This is a genomic window from Tamlana flava, assembly GCF_041287255.1.
Lineage (GTDB): Bacteria > Bacteroidota > Bacteroidia > Flavobacteriales > Flavobacteriaceae > Tamlana > Tamlana flava.
In genome coordinates, this window is record NZ_JBGGTX010000002.1 from 928,240 (window position 1) to 951,154 (window position 22,915).

Annotated in this window: 28 protein-coding genes; 20 read left to right on the forward strand and 8 right to left on the reverse strand. The window is 37.0% G+C overall.

Features of this window, described 5'->3' with window-relative positions:
* Positions 1–95: 95 nt before the first annotated feature.
* Both ACB104_RS08535 and ACB104_RS08540 read right to left on the reverse strand, forming a co-directional pair.
* On the reverse strand, positions 96–617 hold the full coding sequence (locus ACB104_RS08535) for a DUF4136 domain-containing protein (protein WP_370477901.1): 522 nt from the start codon (positions 615–617) through the stop codon (positions 96–98).
* A gap of 227 nt (positions 618–844) precedes the next feature.
* The gene (locus tag ACB104_RS08540) at positions 845–2,128 is read right to left on the reverse strand and encodes a replication-associated recombination protein A (RefSeq protein WP_370477902.1); all 1,284 of its coding nucleotides are present in this window, start codon (positions 2,126–2,128) and stop codon (positions 845–847) included.
* Positions 2,129–2,280: 152 nt separating this feature from the next.
* On the opposite strand from ACB104_RS08540, the gene ACB104_RS08545 reads away from it, so the two are divergent.
* Entirely contained in the window at positions 2,281–3,018 is a 738-nt protein-coding gene (locus ACB104_RS08545) for a rhomboid family intramembrane serine protease (protein ID WP_370477904.1), read from the forward strand.
* A gap of 5 nt (positions 3,019–3,023) precedes the next feature.
* On the opposite strand, the gene rlmB is transcribed toward ACB104_RS08545, so the two are convergent.
* From rlmB to ACB104_RS08575, 6 genes are all read right to left on the reverse strand, one after another.
* The gene (gene rlmB, locus ACB104_RS08550; protein WP_370477906.1) at positions 3,024–3,761 is read right to left on the reverse strand and encodes a 23S rRNA (guanosine(2251)-2'-O)-methyltransferase RlmB; all 738 of its coding nucleotides are present in this window, start codon (positions 3,759–3,761) and stop codon (positions 3,024–3,026) included.
* A gap of 64 nt (positions 3,762–3,825) precedes the next feature.
* Entirely contained in the window at positions 3,826–4,737 is a 912-nt protein-coding gene (locus ACB104_RS08555; protein WP_370477908.1) for a hypothetical protein, read from the reverse strand.
* Between the two features lie 24 nt (positions 4,738–4,761).
* Positions 4,762–5,703, reverse strand: coding sequence for a hypothetical protein (locus tag ACB104_RS08560; RefSeq protein WP_370477910.1), 942 nt, complete (start codon positions 5,701–5,703; stop codon positions 4,762–4,764).
* A gap of 12 nt (positions 5,704–5,715) precedes the next feature.
* Positions 5,716–7,437, reverse strand: coding sequence for a SusD/RagB family nutrient-binding outer membrane lipoprotein (locus ACB104_RS08565; protein WP_370477912.1), 1,722 nt, complete (start codon positions 7,435–7,437; stop codon positions 5,716–5,718).
* 11 nt (positions 7,438–7,448) lie between these two features.
* The gene (locus tag ACB104_RS08570) at positions 7,449–10,580 is read right to left on the reverse strand and encodes a SusC/RagA family TonB-linked outer membrane protein (RefSeq protein WP_370477914.1); all 3,132 of its coding nucleotides are present in this window, start codon (positions 10,578–10,580) and stop codon (positions 7,449–7,451) included.
* A gap of 287 nt (positions 10,581–10,867) precedes the next feature.
* Positions 10,868–12,478 carry a POTRA domain-containing protein gene (locus tag ACB104_RS08575; protein ID WP_370477916.1) on the reverse strand — a complete coding sequence of 537 codons (1,611 nt, stop codon included), beginning with the start codon at positions 12,476–12,478 and terminating at the stop codon, positions 10,868–10,870.
* 260 nt (positions 12,479–12,738) lie between these two features.
* Here ACB104_RS08575 and rpsL point away from each other — a divergent pair, with 260 nt between their 5' ends.
* The 19 genes from rpsL (at position 12,739) to rpsH (ending at position 22,910) form a co-directional block, all read left to right on the forward strand.
* Complete coding sequence (gene rpsL, locus ACB104_RS08580) at positions 12,739–13,113, forward strand: 30S ribosomal protein S12 (protein ID WP_053975748.1); 375 nt, start codon at positions 12,739–12,741, stop codon at positions 13,111–13,113.
* 21 nt (positions 13,114–13,134) lie between these two features.
* Positions 13,135–13,611: a 30S ribosomal protein S7 gene (gene rpsG, locus ACB104_RS08585; RefSeq protein WP_370477918.1), complete on the forward strand. Its 477-nt coding sequence runs from the start codon at positions 13,135–13,137 to the stop codon at positions 13,609–13,611.
* A 6-nt stretch (positions 13,612–13,617) separates the two neighbouring features.
* Positions 13,618–15,744 carry an elongation factor G gene (gene fusA, locus ACB104_RS08590; RefSeq protein ID WP_370477920.1) on the forward strand — a complete coding sequence of 709 codons (2,127 nt, stop codon included), beginning with the start codon at positions 13,618–13,620 and terminating at the stop codon, positions 15,742–15,744.
* Between the two features lie 11 nt (positions 15,745–15,755).
* Entirely contained in the window at positions 15,756–16,061 is a 306-nt protein-coding gene (gene rpsJ, locus ACB104_RS08595; protein WP_019386266.1) for a 30S ribosomal protein S10, read from the forward strand.
* A 137-nt stretch (positions 16,062–16,198) separates the two neighbouring features.
* A complete protein-coding gene (gene rplC / locus ACB104_RS08600; RefSeq protein ID WP_370477922.1) occupies positions 16,199–16,816 on the forward strand; it encodes a 50S ribosomal protein L3 in 618 nt (205 codons plus the stop codon).
* On the forward strand, positions 16,816–17,445 hold the full coding sequence (gene rplD / locus ACB104_RS08605) for a 50S ribosomal protein L4 (protein WP_370477924.1): 630 nt from the start codon (positions 16,816–16,818) through the stop codon (positions 17,443–17,445). Before rplC ends, rplD begins: the two co-directional genes overlap by 1 nt.
* 7 nt (positions 17,446–17,452) lie before the next feature.
* Positions 17,453–17,743, forward strand: coding sequence for a 50S ribosomal protein L23 (rplW, locus tag ACB104_RS08610; RefSeq protein WP_370477926.1), 291 nt, complete (start codon positions 17,453–17,455; stop codon positions 17,741–17,743).
* A 10-nt stretch (positions 17,744–17,753) separates the two neighbouring features.
* Positions 17,754–18,581, forward strand: coding sequence for a 50S ribosomal protein L2 (gene rplB, locus ACB104_RS08615; RefSeq protein WP_370477928.1), 828 nt, complete (start codon positions 17,754–17,756; stop codon positions 18,579–18,581).
* 3 nt (positions 18,582–18,584) lie between these two features.
* Positions 18,585–18,863, forward strand: a complete 279-nt coding sequence (gene rpsS / locus ACB104_RS08620) for a 30S ribosomal protein S19 (protein WP_027880209.1) — start codon at positions 18,585–18,587, stop codon at positions 18,861–18,863.
* 6 nt (positions 18,864–18,869) lie between these two features.
* On the forward strand, positions 18,870–19,277 hold the full coding sequence (rplV, locus tag ACB104_RS08625) for a 50S ribosomal protein L22 (protein WP_370477930.1): 408 nt from the start codon (positions 18,870–18,872) through the stop codon (positions 19,275–19,277).
* Between the two features lie 7 nt (positions 19,278–19,284).
* A complete protein-coding gene (gene rpsC / locus ACB104_RS08630) occupies positions 19,285–20,001 on the forward strand; it encodes a 30S ribosomal protein S3 (RefSeq protein WP_370477932.1) in 717 nt (238 codons plus the stop codon).
* Positions 20,002–20,022: 21 nt separating this feature from the next.
* On the forward strand, positions 20,023–20,442 hold the full coding sequence (gene rplP, locus ACB104_RS08635) for a 50S ribosomal protein L16 (RefSeq protein WP_370477933.1): 420 nt from the start codon (positions 20,023–20,025) through the stop codon (positions 20,440–20,442).
* 13 nt (positions 20,443–20,455) lie between these two features.
* A complete protein-coding gene (gene rpmC, locus ACB104_RS08640) occupies positions 20,456–20,647 on the forward strand; it encodes a 50S ribosomal protein L29 (protein WP_370477935.1) in 192 nt (63 codons plus the stop codon).
* Positions 20,648–20,659: 12 nt separating this feature from the next.
* Positions 20,660–20,917: a 30S ribosomal protein S17 gene (rpsQ, locus tag ACB104_RS08645; RefSeq protein ID WP_042245209.1), complete on the forward strand. Its 258-nt coding sequence runs from the start codon at positions 20,660–20,662 to the stop codon at positions 20,915–20,917.
* 2 nt (positions 20,918–20,919) lie between these two features.
* The gene (gene rplN / locus ACB104_RS08650; protein ID WP_027138502.1) at positions 20,920–21,288 is read left to right on the forward strand and encodes a 50S ribosomal protein L14; all 369 of its coding nucleotides are present in this window, start codon (positions 20,920–20,922) and stop codon (positions 21,286–21,288) included.
* A 15-nt stretch (positions 21,289–21,303) separates the two neighbouring features.
* Positions 21,304–21,615 (forward strand): 50S ribosomal protein L24, encoded by a 312-nt coding sequence (gene rplX, locus ACB104_RS08655; RefSeq protein WP_370477937.1) that lies wholly within the window; start codon positions 21,304–21,306, stop codon positions 21,613–21,615.
* A gap of 2 nt (positions 21,616–21,617) precedes the next feature.
* Positions 21,618–22,169, forward strand: coding sequence for a 50S ribosomal protein L5 (gene rplE / locus ACB104_RS08660; RefSeq protein ID WP_370477938.1), 552 nt, complete (start codon positions 21,618–21,620; stop codon positions 22,167–22,169).
* 3 nt (positions 22,170–22,172) lie between these two features.
* Positions 22,173–22,442 carry a 30S ribosomal protein S14 gene (rpsN, locus tag ACB104_RS08665; protein ID WP_370477940.1) on the forward strand — a complete coding sequence of 90 codons (270 nt, stop codon included), beginning with the start codon at positions 22,173–22,175 and terminating at the stop codon, positions 22,440–22,442.
* Positions 22,443–22,511: 69 nt separating this feature from the next.
* Entirely contained in the window at positions 22,512–22,910 is a 399-nt protein-coding gene (rpsH, locus tag ACB104_RS08670; RefSeq protein WP_370477941.1) for a 30S ribosomal protein S8, read from the forward strand.
* Positions 22,911–22,915 lie beyond the last annotated feature (5 nt).

Genomic DNA, 22,915 nt, shown 5'->3' on the forward strand with positions numbered 1-22,915 from the left:
CATATATAATTAAGGCTCGATTATCGAGTAAAACTACAAAATGTAATTACGATTACCGTATTTTAAATGTTAGGATATTTATAAAATTTGAAGGTTTATTGTTTTGGTGGATAATTCGACAGCATTTTCTCTGCAATTTCATTTAAATGTTCCTCACGTTTTTCTGGGGTGGCATTTGGGGAATAACTTGATTCAGCCACGGCTTGCCAAAATAGTTGTTTTTTGTTTTCATCAACAAAATCGATGGTGATTTGTCGGTTTACGTCGGCTTGCCCAATAGGAAGCCCAATGGAAATGCCCCCACCAACATTTCTACCCGTACCACCTAAACCTACACCTACAGTTTGCCTATAGGGTTCTTGATATGTTGCGCTTTTTATGTCAATAAAAAAATCTGGGTTTTCAGAAATTTCAAAACCTTTTAATGCCATTAGTGCATCAATCGCATCTAAAAATCGTTTGGTGTCCAGTTCGCTAAGTCCTGTTTCCATACCGCCATAATACTGATAGGTTTTATAACCATTGAAATTGACGGTATAATCATAATCATAACTTACCCGAATAGGGGCGCACGATACAATAACAAAAACCAGAAGGGTAAATTTTAAAGGTTTCATGGGTTTCGATTTTAGATAAATGTAATCAAAAATTATTCCAACACCTTTTATTTAAGTTGCTAATTGCATTAGGGATTGAACGGTTCGACTGCGTTCACCGCAGGCTAATTGTTTAAGCTCCCCGCCGTAGGAGGGGGCGAGTAGTGAAATATTTCTATTAATGAGTTCAATAATTCAAAATAGAAATCAACGAATAAAGCCCGACCCTTGAGCTAATGCTCAAAAGATTAGTAGTTGTATTTATCTTTCCAACGTTGTTTTAAAAACTCACGGTGCACATTTTCTCTGGCATTGTTTCCAGGGTCGTAAAGTTTCGTGTTTTTTATTTCGTCTGGCAAAAACTCTTGGTCGGCAAAATTGTTTTCGTAGTTATGGGCATATTTGTAATTGTCGCCATACCCCAATTCTTTCATAAGTTTTGTTGGAGCGTTTCGTATTTCCAAAGGGACACTTAAATCTCCGGTATCTTTAACCAATTTTTGGGCGTTGCCTATGGCCATATAGGCCGCGTTACTTTTAGGAGAGCAAGCCAAATAGGTGGCGCATTGGCTTAAAATAATTCTAGATTCGGGATAACCAATGGTGTTTACAGCTTGAAATGTGTTGTTAGCAATGACCAAGGCCGTGGGGTTGGCATTGCCGATATCTTCGCTGGCTGCAATAAGCATTCTGCGGGCGATAAACTTAACGTCTTCTCCGCCTTCAATCATACGAGCGAGCCAATAAATGGCGGCATTGGGGTCACTACCGCGAATGGACTTTATAAACGCCGAAATAATATCATAATGTTGCTCGCCAGTTTTGTCGTAACGTACGGTATTGTTCTGTACTTTTTTCAGCACAATTTCATCTGTAATGGTAACAGAATCTGTATTGAAAGAGTTGACAATAAGTTCAAAAATATTGAGCAATTTTCGGGCATCACCACCCGACAGTTTTAAAAGGGCATTCGTTTCCTTTAATTTAATATCCTTTTTTGAAAGTAGCTCATCTTGTTCAATGGCGCGGTTTAAAAGCGTTTCTAAATCAGTTTTATCAAAAGGATTCAAAATATATACTTGGCAACGTGATAGTAGCGCAGAGATAACCTCAAAACTGGGGTTTTCGGTAGTTGCACCTATAAGTGTAATCCAGCCCTTTTCGACGGCTTGTAGCAGAGAGTCTTGCTGCGATTTGCTGAATCGATGAATTTCATCTATAAATAAAATTGGGTTTTTGGTAGTAAACAGCCCGCCACTTTGCTTGGCTTTTTCAATAACATCCCGAACATCTTTAACACCAGAATTTATGGCACTCAATGTGTAAAAAGGCCTGCCAGATTCTGTGGCAATAATGTTGGCAAGTGTGGTTTTTCCCGTTCCAGGAGGCCCCCAAAAAATCATTGATGGAATCAACCCTTGTTTAATATGCTGCGAAAGGGCGCCACCTTCACCCACTAAGTGTGTTTGGCTCACATATTCGGCCAAGGTTTTTGGGCGTAATCGTTCTGCTAAGGGCTCATTTACATTCATATGCGTAAAATTAAAACAATTCCTTTGTAAAAAGGAATCTTATTTTGAACTAAATTCCATCAACATTAAAAAGTAAAGTTTTTGTAAAGTGATGAATCTGACATTTTAGCATCAAAAACAAAGTTGGTCAATTATTTGCTATATTGACCTCAATGAAAACCCAATCACATTTTAAATTTTCAACAGGGGTAGTAGCCTACCCTATATCTTTAGTGCTACTCATTTGGTTGGTATTTTGGTTTGAGGTGCGTTTTGGATATAACTTTAGCAAGTATGGCATCTATCCACAAACGTTAAAAGGGTTGAGGGGGGTTGTGCTAAGCCCTTTTATACATGGTAGCATTAAGCATATTTATCATAACACCGTACCATTATTTGTGTTATCAGTAGCGTTATTTTATTTCTATAGGGCTATAGCATGGAAAGTCATGGTTTATGGTATTTTGCTATCTGGTTTTTTAACATGGTGCATTGGTCGGCCTTCATATCATATCGGGATAAGTGGACTCATTTATGTTTTAATAAGTTTTACATTTTTTAAAGGGGTTTTTGCAAAACATTTTAGGCTCATTGCCTTGTCCCTGTTGGTCGTTTTTCTTTATGGAAGCATGATTTGGTATACCTTGCCCATTGAAGAAGGTATTTCATGGGAAGGTCATACAGCGGGTTTAATTACTGGGTTCCTGTTTGCTTTAATTTTTAGAAAGCAAGTTGCTAAGCCAAAAAAATATGTTTGGGAACAGGAAAACTATAACGAAGATGATGACCCGTTTTTAAAACATTTTGATAAAGATGGTAATTTTATTGAAAATATAGAGACAGAAATAGAAGACGAGCCAACTATAAATTATATCTATAAACAGGACAAGTTTGAAAATCCAAAAACCTGAAAAGTCTAGGAAAGTCGTTGCCTAACAGCTTCATATAAAAATGCGCCACAAGCGACCGAAACATTTAAAGATTCAATGGTTCCTAACAGAGGTAATTTAGCCTTGGCATCCACAACTTTCAAAATTGAGGGGTTGATGCCTCTACTTTCAGAACCCATAATAATGGCACACGGTTCAGTAAATGAAACGTCATAAAGCGTTTCATTGGTTTTTTCAGTTGCGGCTATGACTTTTATTCCTGAAGCTTGCATGTAAAATACGGCGTCTTTTATATGATCTACCTTGCAAATAGGTACTTTAAAAACGGCACCCGCACTTGTTTTAATGGTATCACCATTTACAGGAGCGCCACCTTTCTTTTGAATGATTATGCCATCAACACCTGTACATTCGGCAGTTCTGATGATTGCCCCAAAATTCCTGACATCACTAAGTTGATCCAAGAGTAAAAACAAGGGGTCTTTACCAGATTCAATTACGTTTAAAACCAAAGTTTCCATATCATGGAACTCTACTGGCGATATTTGGGCCACAGCACCTTGATGGTTTTTGTTGGTTAGCCTATTGAGCTTTTCTACGGGCACATAAGATTTGTTGATTGATTTCTTGTTGACTAGAGATTCCAATTCACTAAACAAATCTCCACTTAAGCCTTTTTGAAGAAACACTTTATCAATGGTTTCACCAGCATTAATGGCCTCAATTATGGCTCTTATACCGAATATTTGCGTTTGGTTTTCCATGGGTTAAAGGTATAAAAAAACCACCTCGAATTGGAGGTGGTTTTTTTTAAACAATTAAAATATTTTAAAGGGCGGTGGTTACATAAGTTACGTTTCCACTACCATCGGTAGTTTTAGTAAAGCCAACTGGGTCGACATAACCAACAGCTGGATCTACAGTACCTTCGAAAATATCTCTTGTGCCATCAGGATGTGTCAGTACCAATCTGTAAGCTATTGGTGCATCACTAACAGCAGTCCAAACGCCAATTTCTATAACATAATCTCCGTCAGGATGATTTTCATTAGCAGGATTGTTGAAAAAATCACCTTCAAAACGAGATCCAGATTCGGATGACTCGTATAGAGTTGTAAAAGCGGCATCAAGGACGTAAAGGTCTATATCATTTTCACCTCCACCATATGGGCCTTCCCAATCTAAGCTTATCATTAAGGTTTTAGGGTTTGGCGCCATGTATGGGTCATGATATTCCAATAGAGTTACATCTGTTGCTTCAGATGTCATGGTATAAGGATCGTCAACTGGTACATAAGGTTCAATTGGCTTACCGTCCTCGTCTTCTTTAGGGGGTTGTACCAAGGCTATTCCACTTATTTCAACAGTTAGGAAACTAGACAGACCATAAAATGGAGCTTCAGCGTCAAAGCTTGGCATTACAAAACTGCCCATTTTGGTTGTCGCACCTGCCGGTATAGTATCATATACTTTTTCAATATTGGTATTAACTTTTAGCACTTCATATGTTGATGTAAGTGTTAGTTCGACCACTGATGCAACCTCAAAAGATTGGGGTATATTAATTGTGTAATCAACATTGGTGTTACCAAAAGCTGAAGAAGTAGCAAAAGTTAATGTTCCAGTTAATGGTGTCTTAACTTCGGTGTCTACATAGGCTATTGAATAACTATCGTCCTCACTACAAGAGAAAAGCCCGATAGTTAATATAGAAAATGTTATATATATTAATTTTTTCATCGATTAAGTTTTTAAATTCGTTTTCTATACTTTAGTTAAAATAATCTCGGTTTCCTCATCTGGTGGACAACCACAATCTTGACAGGCTTCCTGGAATTTAACTACCAATACGGAATCGTCAGTTTCACTATAACCGCCAGGATTATCAGAGCCATTAAAAGTAATTCCATTGGCACACTGTAATCCGGTACCTGTATTATCGGCACTAGTAACTGTTCCACAAATGAAATTAATAGTAAAGGTCATCGGTCCATTTCCAATAGCAAATTGCTCAAGGTAAATGGCTTCAAAAGTTCTTTGATAAACAGAAATGCCTGTTAATTCAACTTCTTGATCTAAGAAAATAGCGCCACCGCAACATGTACCTACAGGGTGGGTTAACATGTATTTACCCGTATAAAGGGTGTCATCTATTGGACAAGCAATAATAAAATTAAATGTCATGGCATCTTTGTAAGCCACAGCGTTTAACAAGTTACCTTCTGTATTTCCAATGCCTACAGTGCCATTGTCTTCATCGAAAGATGGCTCAACACCGTAGAATTTAACACCGTCATTTCGTGTAGCTACACCAATAAATTGGAAAAAGTCTCCTGCTCCAAAAATTGACTTATCAACGCCTATTGCATCAGCAATAGTTTGACTTGTCATGCTAAGTGTATTAGGAAAAGAGGTAATTGTTAAGAAGTCATCGGCTCTATATGTTTCACCAGTACTGGCAACGGTAACAATTACCGATAAATCGTACTGGGCAACGTTGCCGTTGGGATCATAAACTTGTGCACTGATTGAAATATCTTGCACTTCCTCTGGCTTATAGTCAGTAGGAGGCGCTGTAACAAATCTAACATATGCTCCCCGCTCCAATTCATGGTGAGAGGGATTTCTAAACGTGCTTTGGTCTGTACATGTGAAACTTACCGCTCCAAGTACAAAATAGGCTAATATATATTTCAGTTTTTTCATAATTATTTTTTTTTAATCTATAAAACCAGCTGGATTTGTATCCCAAAATACTTGGTCGGTTAGCTTTTTCTGATCTGTATCAGGATCTAGATTTTGATTCGTATTAAGCTCTGAAGAAGGCAAGAAGAAGCTTCTTGGGAATGCACCTCCACTACTCAACACATGAGGCTGAAGGGTTGGATACCCTGTTCTTCTATACAAGTTATAGGCTTCAATACTATTACCGAAACATGCGATATAAAATTCTCTGGCAATAATTTCAAGCTTACCTTCATTATCCGCTGCATTAAATTCAGCCATAACTTCGTTGATATAACTTGTTACTTCGCTTTCTACCATTGGTATGCCACTCACATCTTCTACTTTTTCGAACGATAGTTCCATCCCTTTTTGAAGTAATGTGGCACTGTTTCCGCTAGCGCCCATACCCTGTGGAGCTGGTAAAGCAGCTTCAGCCAAGAGGAAATGAACAAAACTAGCTGTAACAAATGGTCCTACACCAGCACCTCCATTATTGGAACTGTTTCTTGTACTTGGGTTAACGGTGCTTAAATGATTTTTTACATGAGCGGCTCTTTGCTCATCTTCCGTTCCAGAGGCACTTGGGTCATAAACAAATGTTGAATTGGCAAAAGCAGTTTCCTCAGCTTGTGTACCGGCACTATCATAAGCACCACCACCCGGATAAATACCGTAGGCAACACGCTGCTCACCATCGTTTTCAATACCTTCGTCATCACCATGGTCTCTACCGTCATAACCACCACCTAAGTAGCAATACCAAAATGAAGCGGTACAATGGTCATAATCTTCAGCCGGAGGATCATTTAAATCTTGTCTGTAGAAGTAATAAGGTGTTCTTGGATCCGGAGCAGATTTAGTATTCAACAATAGATTCATAAAATCATTGCTTTGAAACACGTTACCTGCGTTAGTACCTTGAGCATACTGATTTTGAAAATACGGATGTCTGTTATCTGGATTGGTTTCATTTGTTCCAAAAAGTACTTGAAAGTCATCTGCAGGGTCAGAAATAAAATTACCACTGGCAACTATGGCGTTTAAGCTAGCTACCATCGCTGGTGTGGCTACTAATTTACTTTGAACGTACATTCTTAATTTTAATGTGTTCGCCAATTTAATCCATTTACTGGCATCTCCATTGTAATAAATATCCTCAAGGGCGATTGAGTTTTCTTTACTCAAATTCGCAATAGCCTCGTCCAATTGGTCATACATGGCAGTATAAATGTCAACACCATCATCCAATTTTGGATTTGGATATTCGGAGTTTACAGCTTCACTGTAAGCAGCCGTACCAATAAAATCCACTAAAGTAACGTAAGCAAAAGCCTCAATAACCTGACCTACCCCCAAATGTTGTGGTAAACCTCGCTCCTCAGCTATAGGCTGAAGGAAATTTAAATTAGTAGTTATGGCATAGGTTTGTTGCCAAGCCTGGTTCATGGTACTGGTTCCTGCACTATTGGCGTAAGTTCCGAACAAATGATTATGCCTAACCAATGGTTCTGCAATGGCAGCCAATCCAAAATGTTGAAATCCAAATGTACCTTGAATCGAGTTTAGTACATAACTCGGGTTCGCTGAGCCCTCCCCAAGTTCGTTGGGATCCTCTTGTAATTCTAAGTTTAAGGTTTCACAAGAGTTAAATAGCGTCATTACCATTAAACCCAGTAAAACACAAGATGTTGTTATTCTTTTATATGTTTTCATTGCGTATTTTTTTAAAAAGTTAATTTGACGCTAAACGAGTATTGCTTGTAAGACGGTGCATTTTGGAAGTCAACTCCAAATGTGTTGCCTTGTCCAGTAAGCAGTACTTCTGGGTCAAGATTCAATCCTTTTGGTAAGTTAGGTGTAGAATACCACAAGTTGTTACCTGAAAGCGTAAACGATATTGATCCAAATGGCGTCTTTTCTAAAAACTTTTCAGACATTTTGTAACTAAGGGAAATATCTCTTAAACGTACCACAGAAGCATCATAAACTACAGTTTCATCAACATCTTGCAAGTTTATGAAATATAAATCATTTGCTCCAATTTGTATATTATTTGGTATTGCGTCACCATTTCCATCTGTAAGAGCTTCACCAGTTGCAGGATCTCCTAACACACCAGGAATGATATATGAACCTTCCCTGTCTTCAGTATCGATCGTTACACCACGTCTTATCAAGTTGGAGGCAGAGTTTGAATAAATATCACCACCGTGAATATATTCTAATTGTGCACTTAAACTTAAGTTTTTATATGCAATGGTATTAATGGTTGTAAATCTGAAATCTTCATTGGGGTCACCAATAATTTTATCAGGAAGACCAACATTTTGACTAAAAATAATTTTACCTGTTGTAGGGTCAATCAATAAATTACCTGCATCATCTTTCACAGCATAGGTCCCTCTGAACACGCCAAATGGCTCACCATTGATGGCCGTATTCAAAACACCACTGGTACCCACAGCTGAACCGATAGAGACTGATTCAACTGGAAGATTTTGAACTGTAGATTCATAAGCAGTGAAGTTATTGTTAATTGACCACATGAAATCTTCAGATTTAAGCGGCGTAACAGTTAAGCCAACCTCAATACCATCAGTTTCAACATCACCCGCATTAATTTGCGTTAGAACGAATCCTGTTGAATTAGGTAAATCAGAGTATAAAATTTGATCTTTAATGGTTTTATGGTATAAAGAAACATCAAACGTTAATCTGTTGTTGAAAAACCTACCTTCTGTTCCTATCTCAAATTCCTCCAAAAACTCAGGACCTAAATCTGGATTAGGTAAAAACGTATCTACCGAGTTAAATGCTACGACAGAATTGTCAAAAGGATTTATCCATCCATTAGATGACGAATTAAGTGAAGGGCGGGTTAAATAGGCCAGAGGGAAACTAGCTGATGATCCGTAACTTGCTCTAAATTTCAAGTAATCTCCACCAAAACCTTCAAAGGCAGATGATGGTATGAAAGATAAAGCTACACTGGGATAAAATATTGATTGGTTTGATTTTTCAACCGTTGAACCCCAATCATTTCTACCCTGTAAGTTCAAGTATAAATAATTTTTGTATGCAAAGTCAATAGCACCAAAAAGTCCAATCACATTTTTTTCTGAAGGCGTAATGGCAAAACCATCTAGAGTAGAAGACCTCGTAATTGGGCTGTATTCCCTGAAGTTGTCTAAATCAAGGAAACCAAAAACTACTTGGTCTGTACCTTGAACACCGTATACATCTCTAATTGTATTTTTAGTTTCAAAACCTAATTGACCGTTCATTGAAAATGAATCATTAAGATCTATACTATTAAAAGCTAAAATAAATCTGTGGTTTTGTACCCTGTTATAGTTATCAAAGCTTTGCATGTATCCTAGCGGACTTTCATTTCCACCTTTATTAACATGGTTCAAGTTTAGCTCGTTATACAAATCCAGACCGTAGGTGTAAGTCAAATTAACCTTTTCATTAAAATCATACTTTAAGTTGGCACTACCAATAAAACGGTCGGTGTCCAATCTAAACCCTGAATTTTTAATATTCCAAATCGGGTTTGTAATGGTTGTTCTGTAATAAACGCTTGCCCCAGTATTTGGATCTTGGTAAGGCAAGTTATGAATATCCAAGTTTCTAGGAATCCAAGTCAACAACTGGAAAGTTGCCAATGCCGGTCTATTAGTATCTGTGTTACTGTAATCGGCTTTGGCACTCAGTGAAAACTTGTTGCTTAATTTCATGTCTCCACCAAAAGATAGGTTCAGCCTTTTTAATGAACTCGTTTCAACGAAACCTTGTTGATCAGCATAACTCATATTAAATGCGAAAGAAGCATCTTCAACACGTTTAGAGACAAGTACAGATGTTGTTGTCGCTAGTTCTGAATTAAAAAAGTCAGCTACGTTATTTGGCGCTGCTTTGTACTCAACAGTTGCTCCTTGAAATTGTGGGAATGATTCCGCATAAGCATCAATAGCAAGTGGGTGTGGAACAATTTGCCCATTAAATGCAGCACCCCAAGTACCGAAGAAGGTAGTGTTAATGCTGTTATCCGACCCTTGTCCATATGTATTTTGGTATTCTGGTAGGTTTGCAACTTCCAACATTGAAGTCGTTTGGATAATTTCAATTTCGAATTTTTTGTCGCGCTGAGCAGAAGAACCCGTTTTCGTAGTAATCAAGATTACACCATTTCTACCATCTTCTCCATATAAGGTGGATGCCGCAAGACCTTTAAGTACACTGGTCGAGGCAATGTTATTCGGGTCAAGGTCAAAAGTACGGTCACCTGTAATTGGGATACCATCTATAATATATAAAGGTTGGTTGTTGCCGGTAATAGAGTTTTTAGATCGGATGATAACATTAGGAGATTGCCCTAAGAAACCACCGGCCGTATTAACCTGAACACCTGCAACCTTACCGGTAAGTAATTTGGCAACATCAGTTTCCGGTTTGTTTTCGATGGCGTCCGAATCAATTGTGGTTACGGCATAACCAAGAGCCTTTTTTTCACGTTTAATACCTTGGGCTGTTACAACCACTTCCTCCAATGCCTGCGCATCTTCCGTCAAGGTAACGTTAATAATGTTAGAGGCGCCTACAGTAATCTCCTGAGTAGTGTATCCAACAAAACTAAACACAAGGATTGAGCCTTGGCTAGTCGTAATTGCATAATTACCATCAAAATCGGATGATGTACCTGTTGTAGTACCTTTAACTAAGACAGTTGCTCCAGGAAGGGGCAGTCCAGAACCATCTGAAACTGTACCTGAAATTGTCTTTTCTTGTGCAAAAGTTATCTGCACAACAAACGCTAGTAATAGCGTTAGAATTCCACTAAACTTTGTTTTCATTTTATAATTATTTGAATTAGTCAACTCCAAAAATCCTAAAATAAAGTTAATAAAACAATAATTTCCCGTTAAAATTTTTGATTAAGTTAAAAATTAATTGTGCTTTTTGCAATGAAACCAAAGAATGAGACAATAAAATTTAATGAATTTTTAAGTTTACTATGAATTCTTTTGTTTGAAAATCATTTAATTATGCATGCATAATTGTTTTGCCCTGCTTGAATTTACTGCGATTTTAGGGTTCCAAAAAAAACAAGATTGTCATCCAAAAAAAAATGGAATAAATTCTAAAAACTGGCTTTCAAGCTGATATGAACTTTAGAATTTGACAGTTTAAACTCAGAATCCTCGTTTTTGCCGTTAGCATAATTTAATTTAAAAAGTCCAGCTTTTGTCAAGATTCCAAAACCAAAACCATATCCAAAAAGTTTTTGTTGGGTACCGGCAATTTTATTTTCAAAATAGCCCGTATCAAATATGGAGTGAATGTAAATGGCATTGTTAAGTTGAAAACGGTATTCCGTATTAATAATACCAAAAAGTGATGCAAACAGGCTGTTTTCTTCAAAACCTCTTATGGAGTTAATCCCTCCAAACCTTAGCAGTTCGTTTTCGAAATAGTTGCCAGAAACCAAATTAGCACCGTTGGCTCTTATAAAAATGCTGTTTTTTTGGTTTAAATTGAAGATATTAAATGCATCAATACTGAACAATGATTGTTTTTCTTTATTTATTTCTGTTTTCCGGTTTCCAAATCCAGTTTCCAAATCGATTCTTGACTTTACACGGAAAAGCAGATTGTAGGGTTGGGCCTTTTGGAATTGGTATCCAGTTGTGAAAAACTGTGTTTTATAGTCTTCAATGCTCAATGTTATGTTAGTTGAAAGTAAATTGTTTGACTCTGTTGCAACGATACCTGCAAATATTTTATGTTGTGCATTTATTTGGTAATGGATTTTGGCAGATTGATTGACTGTTGTAAAGGAAGAGTCTCTTTTGAATATCCTCAACAGTAAATCGATTCCAACGGGTGAATTGAATAAATAGGGCAATGATGCATCTGCTTCAAATGTTTTTTGGTCATTCTCATCACTTTTATATAAAAGCCTAAAAGATTCTCCAAAATTCAAATTGTTTATCAAATTCAAGTTTAGATACCCGTCAAATTCCAACCTATTGGTGTCTTCGTTCGTGCCAAAGCCTAAAAAACCATCAAAGGTATTGCTCCTGGATTTTTCAAGGTACAGGTAAAGATTGGTGGAGTCTTTCAAGAATAGAACCTCTGGGGGTTTTGTTTCATTCGCAAAATTTAAATTTGCAAGCTGCTCGGTTTTCTTTTTTATGCCAGCCAAATTAAAAGTTTGACCAGGTTTGACCTTTAAGTAATATTTTAAATACGATTTTGGGAATTTTTCATAGCCCTTTAACACAATATTATTGATGCTTCTTTTCTGTGTTGAAGATTCTATTGTTAGTTCGGCTTCCAATCTGGTTTTGTTCTTGGCCGTTATATTTGATAGCTGTAATCTTGAAAAAGGAAATCCTTTTTTTGAAGTTTCAGAATTTATGAAATTCAAAGCGTTTTCAACCAGTGGAAATTCAAGAATAAAATATTCGTCAAAAACATGGCTTGATATTGCTTTTAAAACTGCTTTTTCAACATCTTCATTTTTGTAGTATATATATATGGTGCTGAATTTTGTTTTTAGAGCAATTTGGGCATGAAATGTTGAGTCATTTATTTTTTCAATTCCACTCACCTTGTTTTCAATATAACCGATTTTATAAAGGGTGTTTTGAATCTGCTCAACTTCAGTAGTAATAGAATTAAAATCAACGTGTTTTTTTGAATAGCCCAAAGAATCTACAACCCTCGTTTCAACTTCAGTTTCACCCAAAATATTTAATGTTAGATTTTGGCAAAAACCTTTCGAAGAAAAAAGGACATATATAATGAGGTATAAAAAGGACGCTCTTTGCACGTTAATGGGTCTATTTTATGATGTAAATCTAACGGAAAATATATGCTAATAATATCCCCTAGATTATTATTTTTAAATTCACTTGAAAATTAATTAATTAGGATTTGAATTATTCATTTTAATTTCTACCTTTGCAGCCCTCTAATAAGAGGATTATAAAATTTATATTAATAAATATGCCAACAATTTCGCAATTAGTAAGAAAAGGAAGAGCCAAAATAACCAAGAAGAGTAAATCGGCTGCTTTAGATTCTTGTCCGCAAAGACGTGGTGTATGTACTCGTGTTTATACAACAACTCCTAAAAAACCTAACTCAGCAATGCGTAAGGTAGCAAGGGTTCGTTTAACAAACGGAAACGAGGTTAACGCATACATCGGTGGTGAGGGGCACAATCTACAAGAGCACTCGATAGTATTGGTTAGAGGCGGAAGGGTAAAAGATTTGCCAGGAGTTAGATACCACATTGTGCGTGGTGCCCTTGACACTGCAGGTGTTAACGGTAGAACACAACGTAGATCTAAGTATGGTGCTAAGCGCCCTAAAAAGTAATTAAAACTTTAAGAAGAAGACATGAGAAAAAGAGCAGCAAAAAAGAGACCGCTTTTACCAGATCCACGTTTTAACGACCAGTTGGTTACTCGTTTCGTTAACATGATGATGTGGGACGGAAAGAAGTCTGTCGCTTTTAAGGTATTCTACGATGCTATTGACATTGTAGACTCGAAAAAAACTGACGAAGAGAAAACAGCTTTAGAACTTTGGAAAGACGCGTTGTCTAATGTGATGCCTCACGTAGAAGTACGGAGCCGTCGTGTTGGTGGTGCAACATTCCAAATTCCAATGCAAATTCGTCCTGACAGAAAAGTTTCTACGGCAATGAAATGGCTTATTAGCTATTCACGTAAAAGAAATGAAAAATCTATGGCTTTGCGTTTAGCTTCAGAAATTTTAGCAGCAGCTAAAGAAGAAGGAGCAGCGGTTAAGAAAAGAGTGGACACCCACAAGATGGCGGAAGCTAATAAAGCATTCTCACACTTTAGATTTTAATAAAAAATGGCAAGAGATTTAAAATTCACAAGAAATATTGGTATTGCGGCCCATATTGATGCTGGTAAAACAACAACAACAGAGCGAATACTTTATTATACAGGAGTTTCTCATAAAATAGGAGAGGTGCATGATGGTGCCGCTACCATGGACTGGATGGAGCAAGAGCAGGAAAGAGGTATTACGATTACTTCGGCTGCTACAACTTGTACTTGGCAGTTCCCTTTAAAAAATGGTCAGCCTACCGATGAAACCAAAGGTTATCACTTCAATATTATAGATACTCCTGGTCACGTTGATTTTACTGTTGAAGTTAACCGTTCTTTACGTGTATTGGATGGTTTAGTGTTCTTGTTTAGTGCCGTTGATGGTGTTGAGCCTCAATCTGAAACTAACTGGAGACTTGCAGACAATTATAAAGTGCCACGTATTGGGTTCGTAAATAAAATGGACCGTCAAGGTGCTAACTTTATGGCAGTTTGCCAGCAGGTTAAAGACATGTTGAAATCTAACGCGGTGCCAATCGTTTTGAACATTGGTGATGAGATAGATTTTAAAGGTATTGTAGACTTAGTAAAAAACAGAGCTATTGTTTGGCATGATGAAACTCAAGGGGCAACCTTTGATGTTATTGAAATTCCAGATGAACTAAAAGAAGAAGCTCGTAAGTACAGAGCTTTACTTATTGAAGAAGTTGCAACTTACGATGAGAACCTTTTAGAAAAATTCATGGAAGATGAAGATTCTATTACAGAAGATGAAGTGCACGCTGCGCTAAGAGCTGCTGTAATGGATATGGCAATCATTCCTATGATTTGTGGTTCTTCATTTAAAAACAAAGGCGTACAGTTTTTATTAGATGCTGTATGTCGTTATTTGCCTTCTCCTTTAGATAGAGACAATATAAAGGGAATTAACCCTGAAACTGAAAAAGAAGAAGTACGTAAGCCAGATGTAAATGCACCTTTTTCTGCATTGGCATTCAAAATTGCTACCGATCCTTTCGTAGGTCGTTTGGCATTCTTCCGTGCTTATTCTGGTCGTTTAGATGCGGGTTCTTATATCTTAAATAACCGTTCAGGTAAAAAAGAGCGTATCTCTCGTATTTATCAAATGCATTCAAACAAGCAAAATGCTATTGAATTTATTGAGGCAGGAGATATTGGAGCGGCAGTAGGATTTAAAGACATCAAGACCGGTGATACCATGTCTGATGAAAAACACCCTATCGTTCTTGAATCAATGAATTTCCCTGATCCAGTAATTGGTATTGCTGTTGAGCCTAAAACTAAAGCTGATGTTGATAAATTAGGTATGGCTTTAGGTAAATTGGCTGAAGAAGATCCAACATTTACTGTTAGAACTGATGAAGCTTCAGGACAGACTATTATTTCTGGAATGGGTGAGCTTCACTTAGATATTATTGTTGACCGTCTTAAACGTGAGTTTAAGGTTGAAGTTAACCAGGGTCAACCACAAGTAGAGTACAAAGAAGCTATTACGCAACGTGCCGAGCACAGAGAGGTTTACAAAAAACAATCTGGTGGTCGTGGTAAGTTTGCAGATATTGTATTTACTTTGGAGCCTGCTGAAGAAGGAAAAGTAGGTTTAGAATTCGTTTCTGAAATTAAAGGTGGTAACGTTCCTAAAGAATTTATCCCTTCAATTGAAAAAGGATTTAAAATGGCTATGGTTAATGGTCCATTGGCAGGATATGAAGTTGATGCGATGAAAGTAACATTAACGGACGGTTCTTACCATGATGTGGATTCTGATCAATTGTCATTCGAATTGGCTGCAAAAATTGGTTTTAAAACTGCTGCAAAAGCTGCAAAAGCTGTAATCATGGAGCCTATTATGAAACTTGAGGTAATTACTCCTGAAGAAAACATGGGTGACATTGTAGGAGATTTGAATAGACGTCGTGGTCAAGTAAGCGATATGGGAGATAGAGCAGGTGCAAAAACTGTAAAAGCTACTGTGCCTTTATCAGAAATGTTCGGTTATGTAACAACATTAAGAACATTATCATCAGGTCGTGCAACGTCAACAATGGAATTTTCACATTATGCTGAAACACCTTCAAATATATCTGAAGAAGTGATTAAGGCAGCTAAAGGTGTTGAAGCTTAAAATCTAAGAAAATGAGTCAAAAAATCAGAATAAAATTAAAATCTTACGATCACAACTTGGTGGATAAATCTGCTGATAAGATTGTAAAAACAGTAAAGAGTACAGGTGCCGTTGTAACAGGACCAATTCCGTTACCAACGAACAAGAAAATTTTCACTGTTTTACGTTCACCTCACGTTAACAAGAAATCAAGAGAACAATTTCAATTAAGCTCTTACAAGCGTTTACTTGATATTTACTCTTCGTCATCAAAAACCATTGATGCGTTAATGAAGCTTGAATTACCAAGTGGTGTTGAAGTAGAGATTAAAGTATAATTTCAATTTCGGTTAAAAGCCGAATTTAACATGTCCCACCGATGCGGTCGCGGGAAAAACGGAAAAATACATTTCAGGGACGAAAGGTATTTTGTCCCTGAAATTTTTTAAATAAGTAATAAATTAAATTAATAATTATGTCTGGGTTAATTGGAAAAAAAATCGGTATGACCAGCATCTTTGATGAAAACGGGAAAAACATTCCTTGTACAGTAATCGAAGCTGGACCATGTATCGTTACCCAAGTCAGAACTAAAGAAGTTGATGGCTACGAAGCTGTTCAACTTGGTTTCGATGACGCGACAGAAAAAAGCGCTACAAAAGCAGACTTAGGTCATGCCAAAAAAGCGGGTACTTCTGTAAAACGCAAAGTTGTTGAATTCAAAGGTTTTGAGGAGGAGTACAAATTAGGTGATGCAATCACTGTTGAACATTTTATTGAAGGAGAGTTTGTTGACATTTCCGGAACTTCAAAAGGAAAAGGTTTCCAAGGTGTTGTAAAACGTCATGGTTTTGGTGGTGTAGGTCAAGCTACCCACGGTCAGCACAACCGTTTAAGAGCACCTGGTTCTATTGGTGCGGCTTCTTATCCTGCAAGAGTGTTTAAAGGCATGAAAATGGCCGGAAGAACAGGTGGAGAAAAGGTTAAAGTTGAAAATTTAAGAGTTTTGAAAGTAGTTGCTGAAAAGAACTTACTTGTTGTTAAAGGTTGTGTGCCTGGACACAAAAATTCTTATGTAATTATTAGAAAGTAATGAAAGTAGCAGTTTTAGATATAAACGGAAAAGACACAGGTAGAAAGGCAGACCTTTCTAAAGATGTGTTTGCTATTGAGCCTAATAATCACGCTGTGTATTTAGATGTTAAGCAATATTTGGCCAATCAGCGTCAAGGAACTCACAAATCTAAAGAAAGAGCTGAGATTGCTGGAAGCACTCGTAAGATTAAAAAGCAAAAAGGAACTGGTACCGCTAGAGCTGGTAGTATTAAGTCTGGGGTATTTAAAGGTGGTGGACGTATGTTTGGTCCAAGACCAAGAAATTACAGCTTCAAACTTAACAAAAACCTTAAGCGTTTAGCACGTAAATCTGCATTAAGTATCAAAGCTGGTGAACAGTCAATTACAGTTTTAGAAGACTTTAATTTTGATGCGCCAAAAACAAAGAACTTTACCGCAGTTTTAAAGGCTTTAGAGCTTGAAAACAAAAAATCTCTGTTTGTGTTGGGTGGGTCAAATAATAACGTATATTTGTCATCGCGCAATTTAAAAGGCTCGGAGGTTATAACTACTTCAGAATTAAGCACTTATAAAATCATGAATGCTAATCAAGTAGTGCTTTTAGAAGGAGCTTTAGAAGGAATTGAATCAAACTTAAGTAAATAAGAAACAGATGAGTATCTTAATTAAACCTATAATCACAGAAAAAGCGACTGCAGATAGCGAGTTAAGAAACTGCTATACTTTCGCGGTTGATACAAAGGCGAATAAGATAGAAATCAAAAAAGCGGTTGAGGCTGCTTATGGTGTTTCTGTTGAAAAAGTTCGTACTATAAATGTCCGTCCAGATAGAAGAACCCGTTACACAAAAACAGGTATTCAACATGGTAAAACAAACGCTGTTAAAAAAGCGATTGTACAACTGGCGGAAGGTGAAATGATTGATTTATACAGTAACATGTAATTAGACAACAATGTCAGTAAGAAAATTAAAACCAATCACACCAGGACAGCGTTTTAGAGTAGTAAATGGATTTGACGCCATAACTACTGATAAGCCGGAGAAAAGTTTATTAGCTCCGAACAAAAAGTCTGGTGGTAGAAACAGTCAAGGAAAAATGACCATGCGCTACATTGGTGGTGGTCATAAAAAGAAGTATCGTATTATCGATTTTAAAAGAGACAAAGCAGGAATTCCTGCTGAAGTTAAAACGATTGAGTACGATCCAAACAGAACGGCTTTTATCGCTTTGTTGAATTATCAAGATGGTGAAAAGAGATATATTGTTGCTCAAAACGGATTGCAAGTTGGGCAAAATGTAGTATCTGGTAAAGAAGGTATTGCTCCAGAAATTGGAAATGCTATGCCTTTAGGTGAAATTCCATTAGGGACCATTATTTCTTGTGTTGAGTTACGTCCAGGACAAGGTGCTGTTATGGCACGTAGTGCTGGTGCTTTTGCTCAGTTAATGGCAAGAGATGGTAAGTTTGCCACTATTAAATTGCCTTCAGGCGAAACACGTTTGGTGTTAACCACTTGTATGGCAACTATTGGTGTGGTATCAAACTCAGATCACCAATTACAAGTTAGTGGTAAAGCAGGTAGAACAAGATGGTTGGGCAGACGTCCAAGAACTAGACCAGTAGTTATGAACCCAATCGATCACCCAATGGGTGGTGGTGAAGGTCGTGCTTCAGGAGGACACCCAAGATCTAGAAACGGTATACCAGCTAAAGGTTATAGAACACGTTCTAAAACAAAAGCAAGTAACAAATATATTGTAGAACGTAGAAAGAAATAAGACATGGCAAGATCATTAAAAAAAGGACCTTACGTTCATTATAAATTAGAGAAAAAAGTGGCTGCAAATGTTGAAGCTAACAAGAAAACGGTTATCAAAACTTGGTCTCGTGCAAGTATGATTACTCCAGATTTTGTTGGACAAACCATAGCAGTACACAATGGCCGTCAATTTGTACCAGTTTATGTAACTGAGAACATGGTGGGTCATAAATTAGGAGAATTTTCACCAACACGTTCATTCCGTGGGCATGCAGGTGCTAAAAATAAAGGTAAAAAGTAGTAAGCTATGGGAAGTCGTAAAAAACAAATGGCAGACGCTATTAAGGAGGCAAAGAAAGAAGTTGCTTTTGCAAAACTTAATAATTGTCCTACGTCACCAAGAAAAATGCGCTTAGTAGCCGATTTAGTAAGAGGTGAAAAGGTGCAGAATGCACTTAATATCTTAAAGTTCAACCAAAAAGAAGCATCTAGCCGTTTAGAGAAGTTGTTGTTATCAGCTATCGCTAACTGGCAAGCAAAGAATGAAGATGCCGATGTTGAATCTGCAGAATTATTTGTAAAGGAGATTAGAGTTGATGGTGGATCTATGTTAAAGAGATTGCGTCCAGCACCTCAAGGTCGTGCACACAGAATTAGAAAACGTTCAAACCATGTAACATTAGTGGTTGGAGCAAACAATAACACACAAGCTTAATAAGAGTATGGGACAAAAAACAAATCCAATCGGAAATCGCTTAGGAATTATCAGAGGATGGGAATCTAACTGGTACGGAGGAGACGATTATGGCGATAAACTTGCCGAAGACGATAAGATTAGAAAATACGTTCACGCACGTCTTTCTAAAGCTAGTGTAAGTAGAGTAATCATTGAGCGTACTTTAAAACTTGTAACCGTTACTATCACTACGGCTCGCCCAGGTATCATTATTGGTAAAGGTGGTCAAGAGGTAGACAAGTTAAAAGAAGAGCTTAAAAAGATTACTGGAAAAGAAGTTCAGATAAATATCTTTGAAATTAAAAGACCTGAACTGGATGCATTTTTAGTAGCATCAAGTATTGCACGTCAAATAGAGAATCGTATCTCTTACCGTCGTGCAATCAAAATGGCTATTGCTGCTACAATGCGTATGAATGCTGAAGGAATTAAAGTTCAAATCAGTGGTCGTTTAAATGGAGCCGAGATGGCACGTAACGAGCACTATAAAGAAGGACGTATTCCTTTATCAACCTTTAGAGCCGATATTGACTATGCTTTAGTTGAGGCACACACTACTTATGGTAGATTGGGTGTTAAAGTATGGATCATGAAAGGTGAAGTATACGGTAAAAGAGAGCTTTCTCCGCTTGTTGGTTTATCCAAAAAGCAAGGAAAAGGTGGAGCCGGACGTGGAACAAAAGCACCACGTCGTAGAAAGTAATTTTTTATAAAGTAAAGAAAAATGTTACAGCCTAAAAGAACAAAATTTCGTAAGCAGCAAAAAGGACGCATGAAGGGTAATGCCGGAAGAGGGCATCAACTATCAAGTGGAACTTTTGGAATAAAAGCGTTAGATTCTGTGTTTATCACATCAAGACAAATTGAAGCAGCTCGTATTGCCGCCACACGTTACATGAAAAGGGAAGGTCAACTTTGGATTAAAATATTTCCAGATAAGCCTATCACAAAAAAGCCTCTTGAAGTACGTATGGGTAAAGGTAAAGGTGCCGTAGAACTTTGGGTAGCAGTTGTTAAACCAGGAAGAGTACTTTTTGAAGTAGGAGGTGTGCCATTAGACATTGCTAAAGAGGCATTGCGTTTGGCAGCACAAAAACTACCAGTAAAAACTAAGTTTTTAATCGCTAGAGATTACGAAGCATAATTTATTTGATATTATGAAACAATCAGAAATTAAAGAATTATCGGTAGCTGAGTTACAAGAGAAGCTTAGTGAAACTAAAAAGAGTTATTCAGACCTGAAATTGGCTCATGCAATATCTCCTTTAGAAAATCCAATTCAATTACGTACCATAAGACGTACCGTAGCTAGAATTGCGACTGAATTAACTAAAAGAGATTCACAATAATTCTGCTTAAATATGGAAACAAGAAATTTAAGAAAAGAACGTATAGGTGTTGTTACTAGCAACAAAATGCAGAAATCTATTGTGGTTTCTGAAGTTAAAAAAGTAAAGCACCCTATGTATGGTAAGTTCGTGTTAAAAACTAAGAAATATGTTGCGCACGACGAAAAAAATGACTGCAACGAAGGAGATACTGTAAGGATTATGGAAACTCGTCCTATGAGTAAATCTAAATGTTGGAGATTAGTTGAAATAATTGAAAGAGCGAAGTAATCATGGTACAACAAGAATCAAGACTTAAAGTAGCAGACAACACTGGAGCAAAAGAAGTATTAACAATACGTGTTCTAGGTGGTACTAAAAGAAGATATGCTTCTGTAGGAGACAAAATAGTTGTTTCAGTTAAAGATGCAACTCCTAATGGCAACATTAAAAAAGGTGCTGTTTCTACTGCAGTAGTAGTACGTACTGTAAAGGAAGTGCGACGACCAGACGGATCTTATATAAGATTTGACGATAACGCATGCGTATTGTTGAACCCAGCGGGTGAAATGAGAGGAACGCGTGTATTTGGTCCAGTTGCAAGAGAACTTCGTGACAAACAATTCATGAAGATTGTATCATTAGCACCAGAAGTGCTTTAATACAAAAATATTAAGATGGGAAAGCTTAAAATAAAAACTGGAGATACCGTAAAAGTAATTGCTGGAGACCACAAAGGGGCAGAAGGTAAAGTGCAAAAGGTATTAATAGACAAGAACAAAGCAATCGTTGAAGGTGTTAACTTGGTTAAAAAACACACTAAACCAAGTGCGCAAAACCCTCAAGGAGGAATCGTAGAGAAAGAAGCTGCTATTCATATTTCTAACTTGTCGTTGTTAACTGCAAAAGGAGAAACAACTAGAGTTGGTTATAGAATGGAAGGCGATAAAAAAGTAAGATTTTCAATAAAATCTAATGAAGTAATTTAGTTATGGCATATTCACCTAGACTTAAACAAGAGTACAAAAGCAGAGTAATTGCAGCTCTTACAGACGAATTTGGATATAAAAATGTAATGCAAGTGCCTAAACTTGAAAAGATAGTAATATCTAAAGGTGTTGGTGCTGCAGTTGCAGACAAAAAGTTAATTGACTACGCTGTAGAAGAGTTAACTGCTATATCTGGACAAAAGGCCGTAGCAACAATTTCTAAAAAAGACGTTGCATCTTTTAAATTACGTAAAGGTATGCCAATCGGCGCTAAAGTAACTTTACGTGGAGAAAGAATGTATGAGTTTTTAGATCGTTTGGTTACTTCAGCACTTCCACGTGTTAGAGATTTTAACGGAATTAAAGCAACAGGATTTGATGGAAGAGGTAATTACAATTTAGGAATTACCGAGCAAATTATATTCCCAGAAATCAACATTGATAAAGTGAACAGGATTTCTGGTATGGATATTACATTTGTAACTTCTGCTGAAACTGATAAAGAAGCAAAATCATTATTAACCGAATTAGGATTACCTTTTCAAAAGAACTAAGATATGGCTAAAGAATCAATGAAAGCCCGTGAGGTAAAAAGAGCTAAAACAGTAGCCAAGTATGCTGCAAAACGTAAAGCTTTGAAAGAAGCTGGAGATTACGATGCACTGCAAAAGCTGCCTAAAAACGCATCTCCTATTCGTATGCATAATAGATGTAAGTTAACAGGAAGACCAAAAGGTTACATGCGTACGTTTGGTATTTCTCGTGTTATGTTCAGAGAAATGGCCAACCAAGGTCTTATCCCTGGCGTTAAAAAAGCAAGTTGGTAATATTATTTAAATAATCAGGTTTAAGGTTCGGCGTAGGGTCGAAAACCAAAACCACAAAATCAATTCATTATGTATTCAGATCCAATTGCGGATTTTTTGACAAGAATTAGAAACGCGGTACGTGCCAACCACAGAGTGGTGGAGATTCCAGCATCTAATTTAAAAAAGGACATCACTAAAATATTATTCGAGCAAGGATATATTTTAAGTTACAAATTTGATGATTCCACTGTGCAAGGCACTATAAAAATTGCGCTTAAGTACAACAAAGAAACGAAAGAACCAGTAATTAAGAAACTTCAAAGAATCAGTACGCCAGGTTTACGTAAGTATGCCAGTGCTAAAGATTTACCTAGAATTCTTAACGGTCTTGGTATTGCCATTGTTTCAACTTCTCATGGAGTTATGACAGGCAAACAAGCCAAAAGAGATAATGTAGGTGGTGAGGTTTTATGTTACGTATACTAATTTTT

What these genes read in the sequence shown, in the direction of transcription:
- rpsL (WP_053975748.1), top strand. Translation starts at nt 12,739, where the DNA reads ATGCCAACAATTTCGCAATTAGTAAGAAAAGGAAGAGCCAAAATAACC.
- rpsH (WP_370477941.1), top strand. Translation starts at nt 22,512, where the DNA reads ATGTATTCAGATCCAATTGCGGATTTTTTGACAAGAATTAGAAACGCG.
- rpsQ (WP_042245209.1), top strand. Translation starts at nt 20,660, where the DNA reads ATGGAAACAAGAAATTTAAGAAAAGAACGTATAGGTGTTGTTACTAGC.
- rplX (WP_370477937.1), top strand. Translation starts at nt 21,304, where the DNA reads ATGGGAAAGCTTAAAATAAAAACTGGAGATACCGTAAAAGTAATTGCT.
- rpsN (WP_370477940.1), top strand. Translation starts at nt 22,173, where the DNA reads ATGGCTAAAGAATCAATGAAAGCCCGTGAGGTAAAAAGAGCTAAAACA.
- rplC (WP_370477922.1), top strand. Translation starts at nt 16,199, where the DNA reads ATGTCTGGGTTAATTGGAAAAAAAATCGGTATGACCAGCATCTTTGAT.
- rplD (WP_370477924.1), top strand. Translation starts at nt 16,816, where the DNA reads ATGAAAGTAGCAGTTTTAGATATAAACGGAAAAGACACAGGTAGAAAG.
- ACB104_RS08540 (WP_370477902.1), bottom strand. Translation starts at nt 2,128, where the DNA reads ATGAATGTAAATGAGCCCTTAGCAGAACGATTACGCCCAAAAACCTTG.
- ACB104_RS08555 (WP_370477908.1), bottom strand. Translation starts at nt 4,737, where the DNA reads ATGAAAAAATTAATATATATAACATTTTCTATATTAACTATCGGGCTT.
- rplV (WP_370477930.1), top strand. Translation starts at nt 18,870, where the DNA reads ATGGGAAGTCGTAAAAAACAAATGGCAGACGCTATTAAGGAGGCAAAG.
- rpmC (WP_370477935.1), top strand. Translation starts at nt 20,456, where the DNA reads ATGAAACAATCAGAAATTAAAGAATTATCGGTAGCTGAGTTACAAGAG.
- rplW (WP_370477926.1), top strand. Translation starts at nt 17,453, where the DNA reads ATGAGTATCTTAATTAAACCTATAATCACAGAAAAAGCGACTGCAGAT.
- rpsG (WP_370477918.1), top strand. Translation starts at nt 13,135, where the DNA reads ATGAGAAAAAGAGCAGCAAAAAAGAGACCGCTTTTACCAGATCCACGT.
- rpsJ (WP_019386266.1), top strand. Translation starts at nt 15,756, where the DNA reads ATGAGTCAAAAAATCAGAATAAAATTAAAATCTTACGATCACAACTTG.
- rplN (WP_027138502.1), top strand. Translation starts at nt 20,920, where the DNA reads ATGGTACAACAAGAATCAAGACTTAAAGTAGCAGACAACACTGGAGCA.
- rplB (WP_370477928.1), top strand. Translation starts at nt 17,754, where the DNA reads ATGTCAGTAAGAAAATTAAAACCAATCACACCAGGACAGCGTTTTAGA.
- ACB104_RS08565 (WP_370477912.1), bottom strand. Translation starts at nt 7,437, where the DNA reads ATGAAAACATATAAAAGAATAACAACATCTTGTGTTTTACTGGGTTTA.
- ACB104_RS08570 (WP_370477914.1), bottom strand. Translation starts at nt 10,580, where the DNA reads ATGAAAACAAAGTTTAGTGGAATTCTAACGCTATTACTAGCGTTTGTT.
- rpsS (WP_027880209.1), top strand. Translation starts at nt 18,585, where the DNA reads ATGGCAAGATCATTAAAAAAAGGACCTTACGTTCATTATAAATTAGAG.
- rplE (WP_370477938.1), top strand. Translation starts at nt 21,618, where the DNA reads ATGGCATATTCACCTAGACTTAAACAAGAGTACAAAAGCAGAGTAATT.
- rplP (WP_370477933.1), top strand. Translation starts at nt 20,023, where the DNA reads ATGTTACAGCCTAAAAGAACAAAATTTCGTAAGCAGCAAAAAGGACGC.
- fusA (WP_370477920.1), top strand. Translation starts at nt 13,618, where the DNA reads ATGGCAAGAGATTTAAAATTCACAAGAAATATTGGTATTGCGGCCCAT.
- ACB104_RS08560 (WP_370477910.1), bottom strand. Translation starts at nt 5,703, where the DNA reads ATGAAAAAACTGAAATATATATTAGCCTATTTTGTACTTGGAGCGGTA.
- ACB104_RS08545 (WP_370477904.1), top strand. Translation starts at nt 2,281, where the DNA reads ATGAAAACCCAATCACATTTTAAATTTTCAACAGGGGTAGTAGCCTAC.
- rpsC (WP_370477932.1), top strand. Translation starts at nt 19,285, where the DNA reads ATGGGACAAAAAACAAATCCAATCGGAAATCGCTTAGGAATTATCAGA.
- rlmB (WP_370477906.1), bottom strand. Translation starts at nt 3,761, where the DNA reads ATGGAAAACCAAACGCAAATATTCGGTATAAGAGCCATAATTGAGGCC.
- ACB104_RS08535 (WP_370477901.1), bottom strand. Translation starts at nt 617, where the DNA reads ATGAAACCTTTAAAATTTACCCTTCTGGTTTTTGTTATTGTATCGTGC.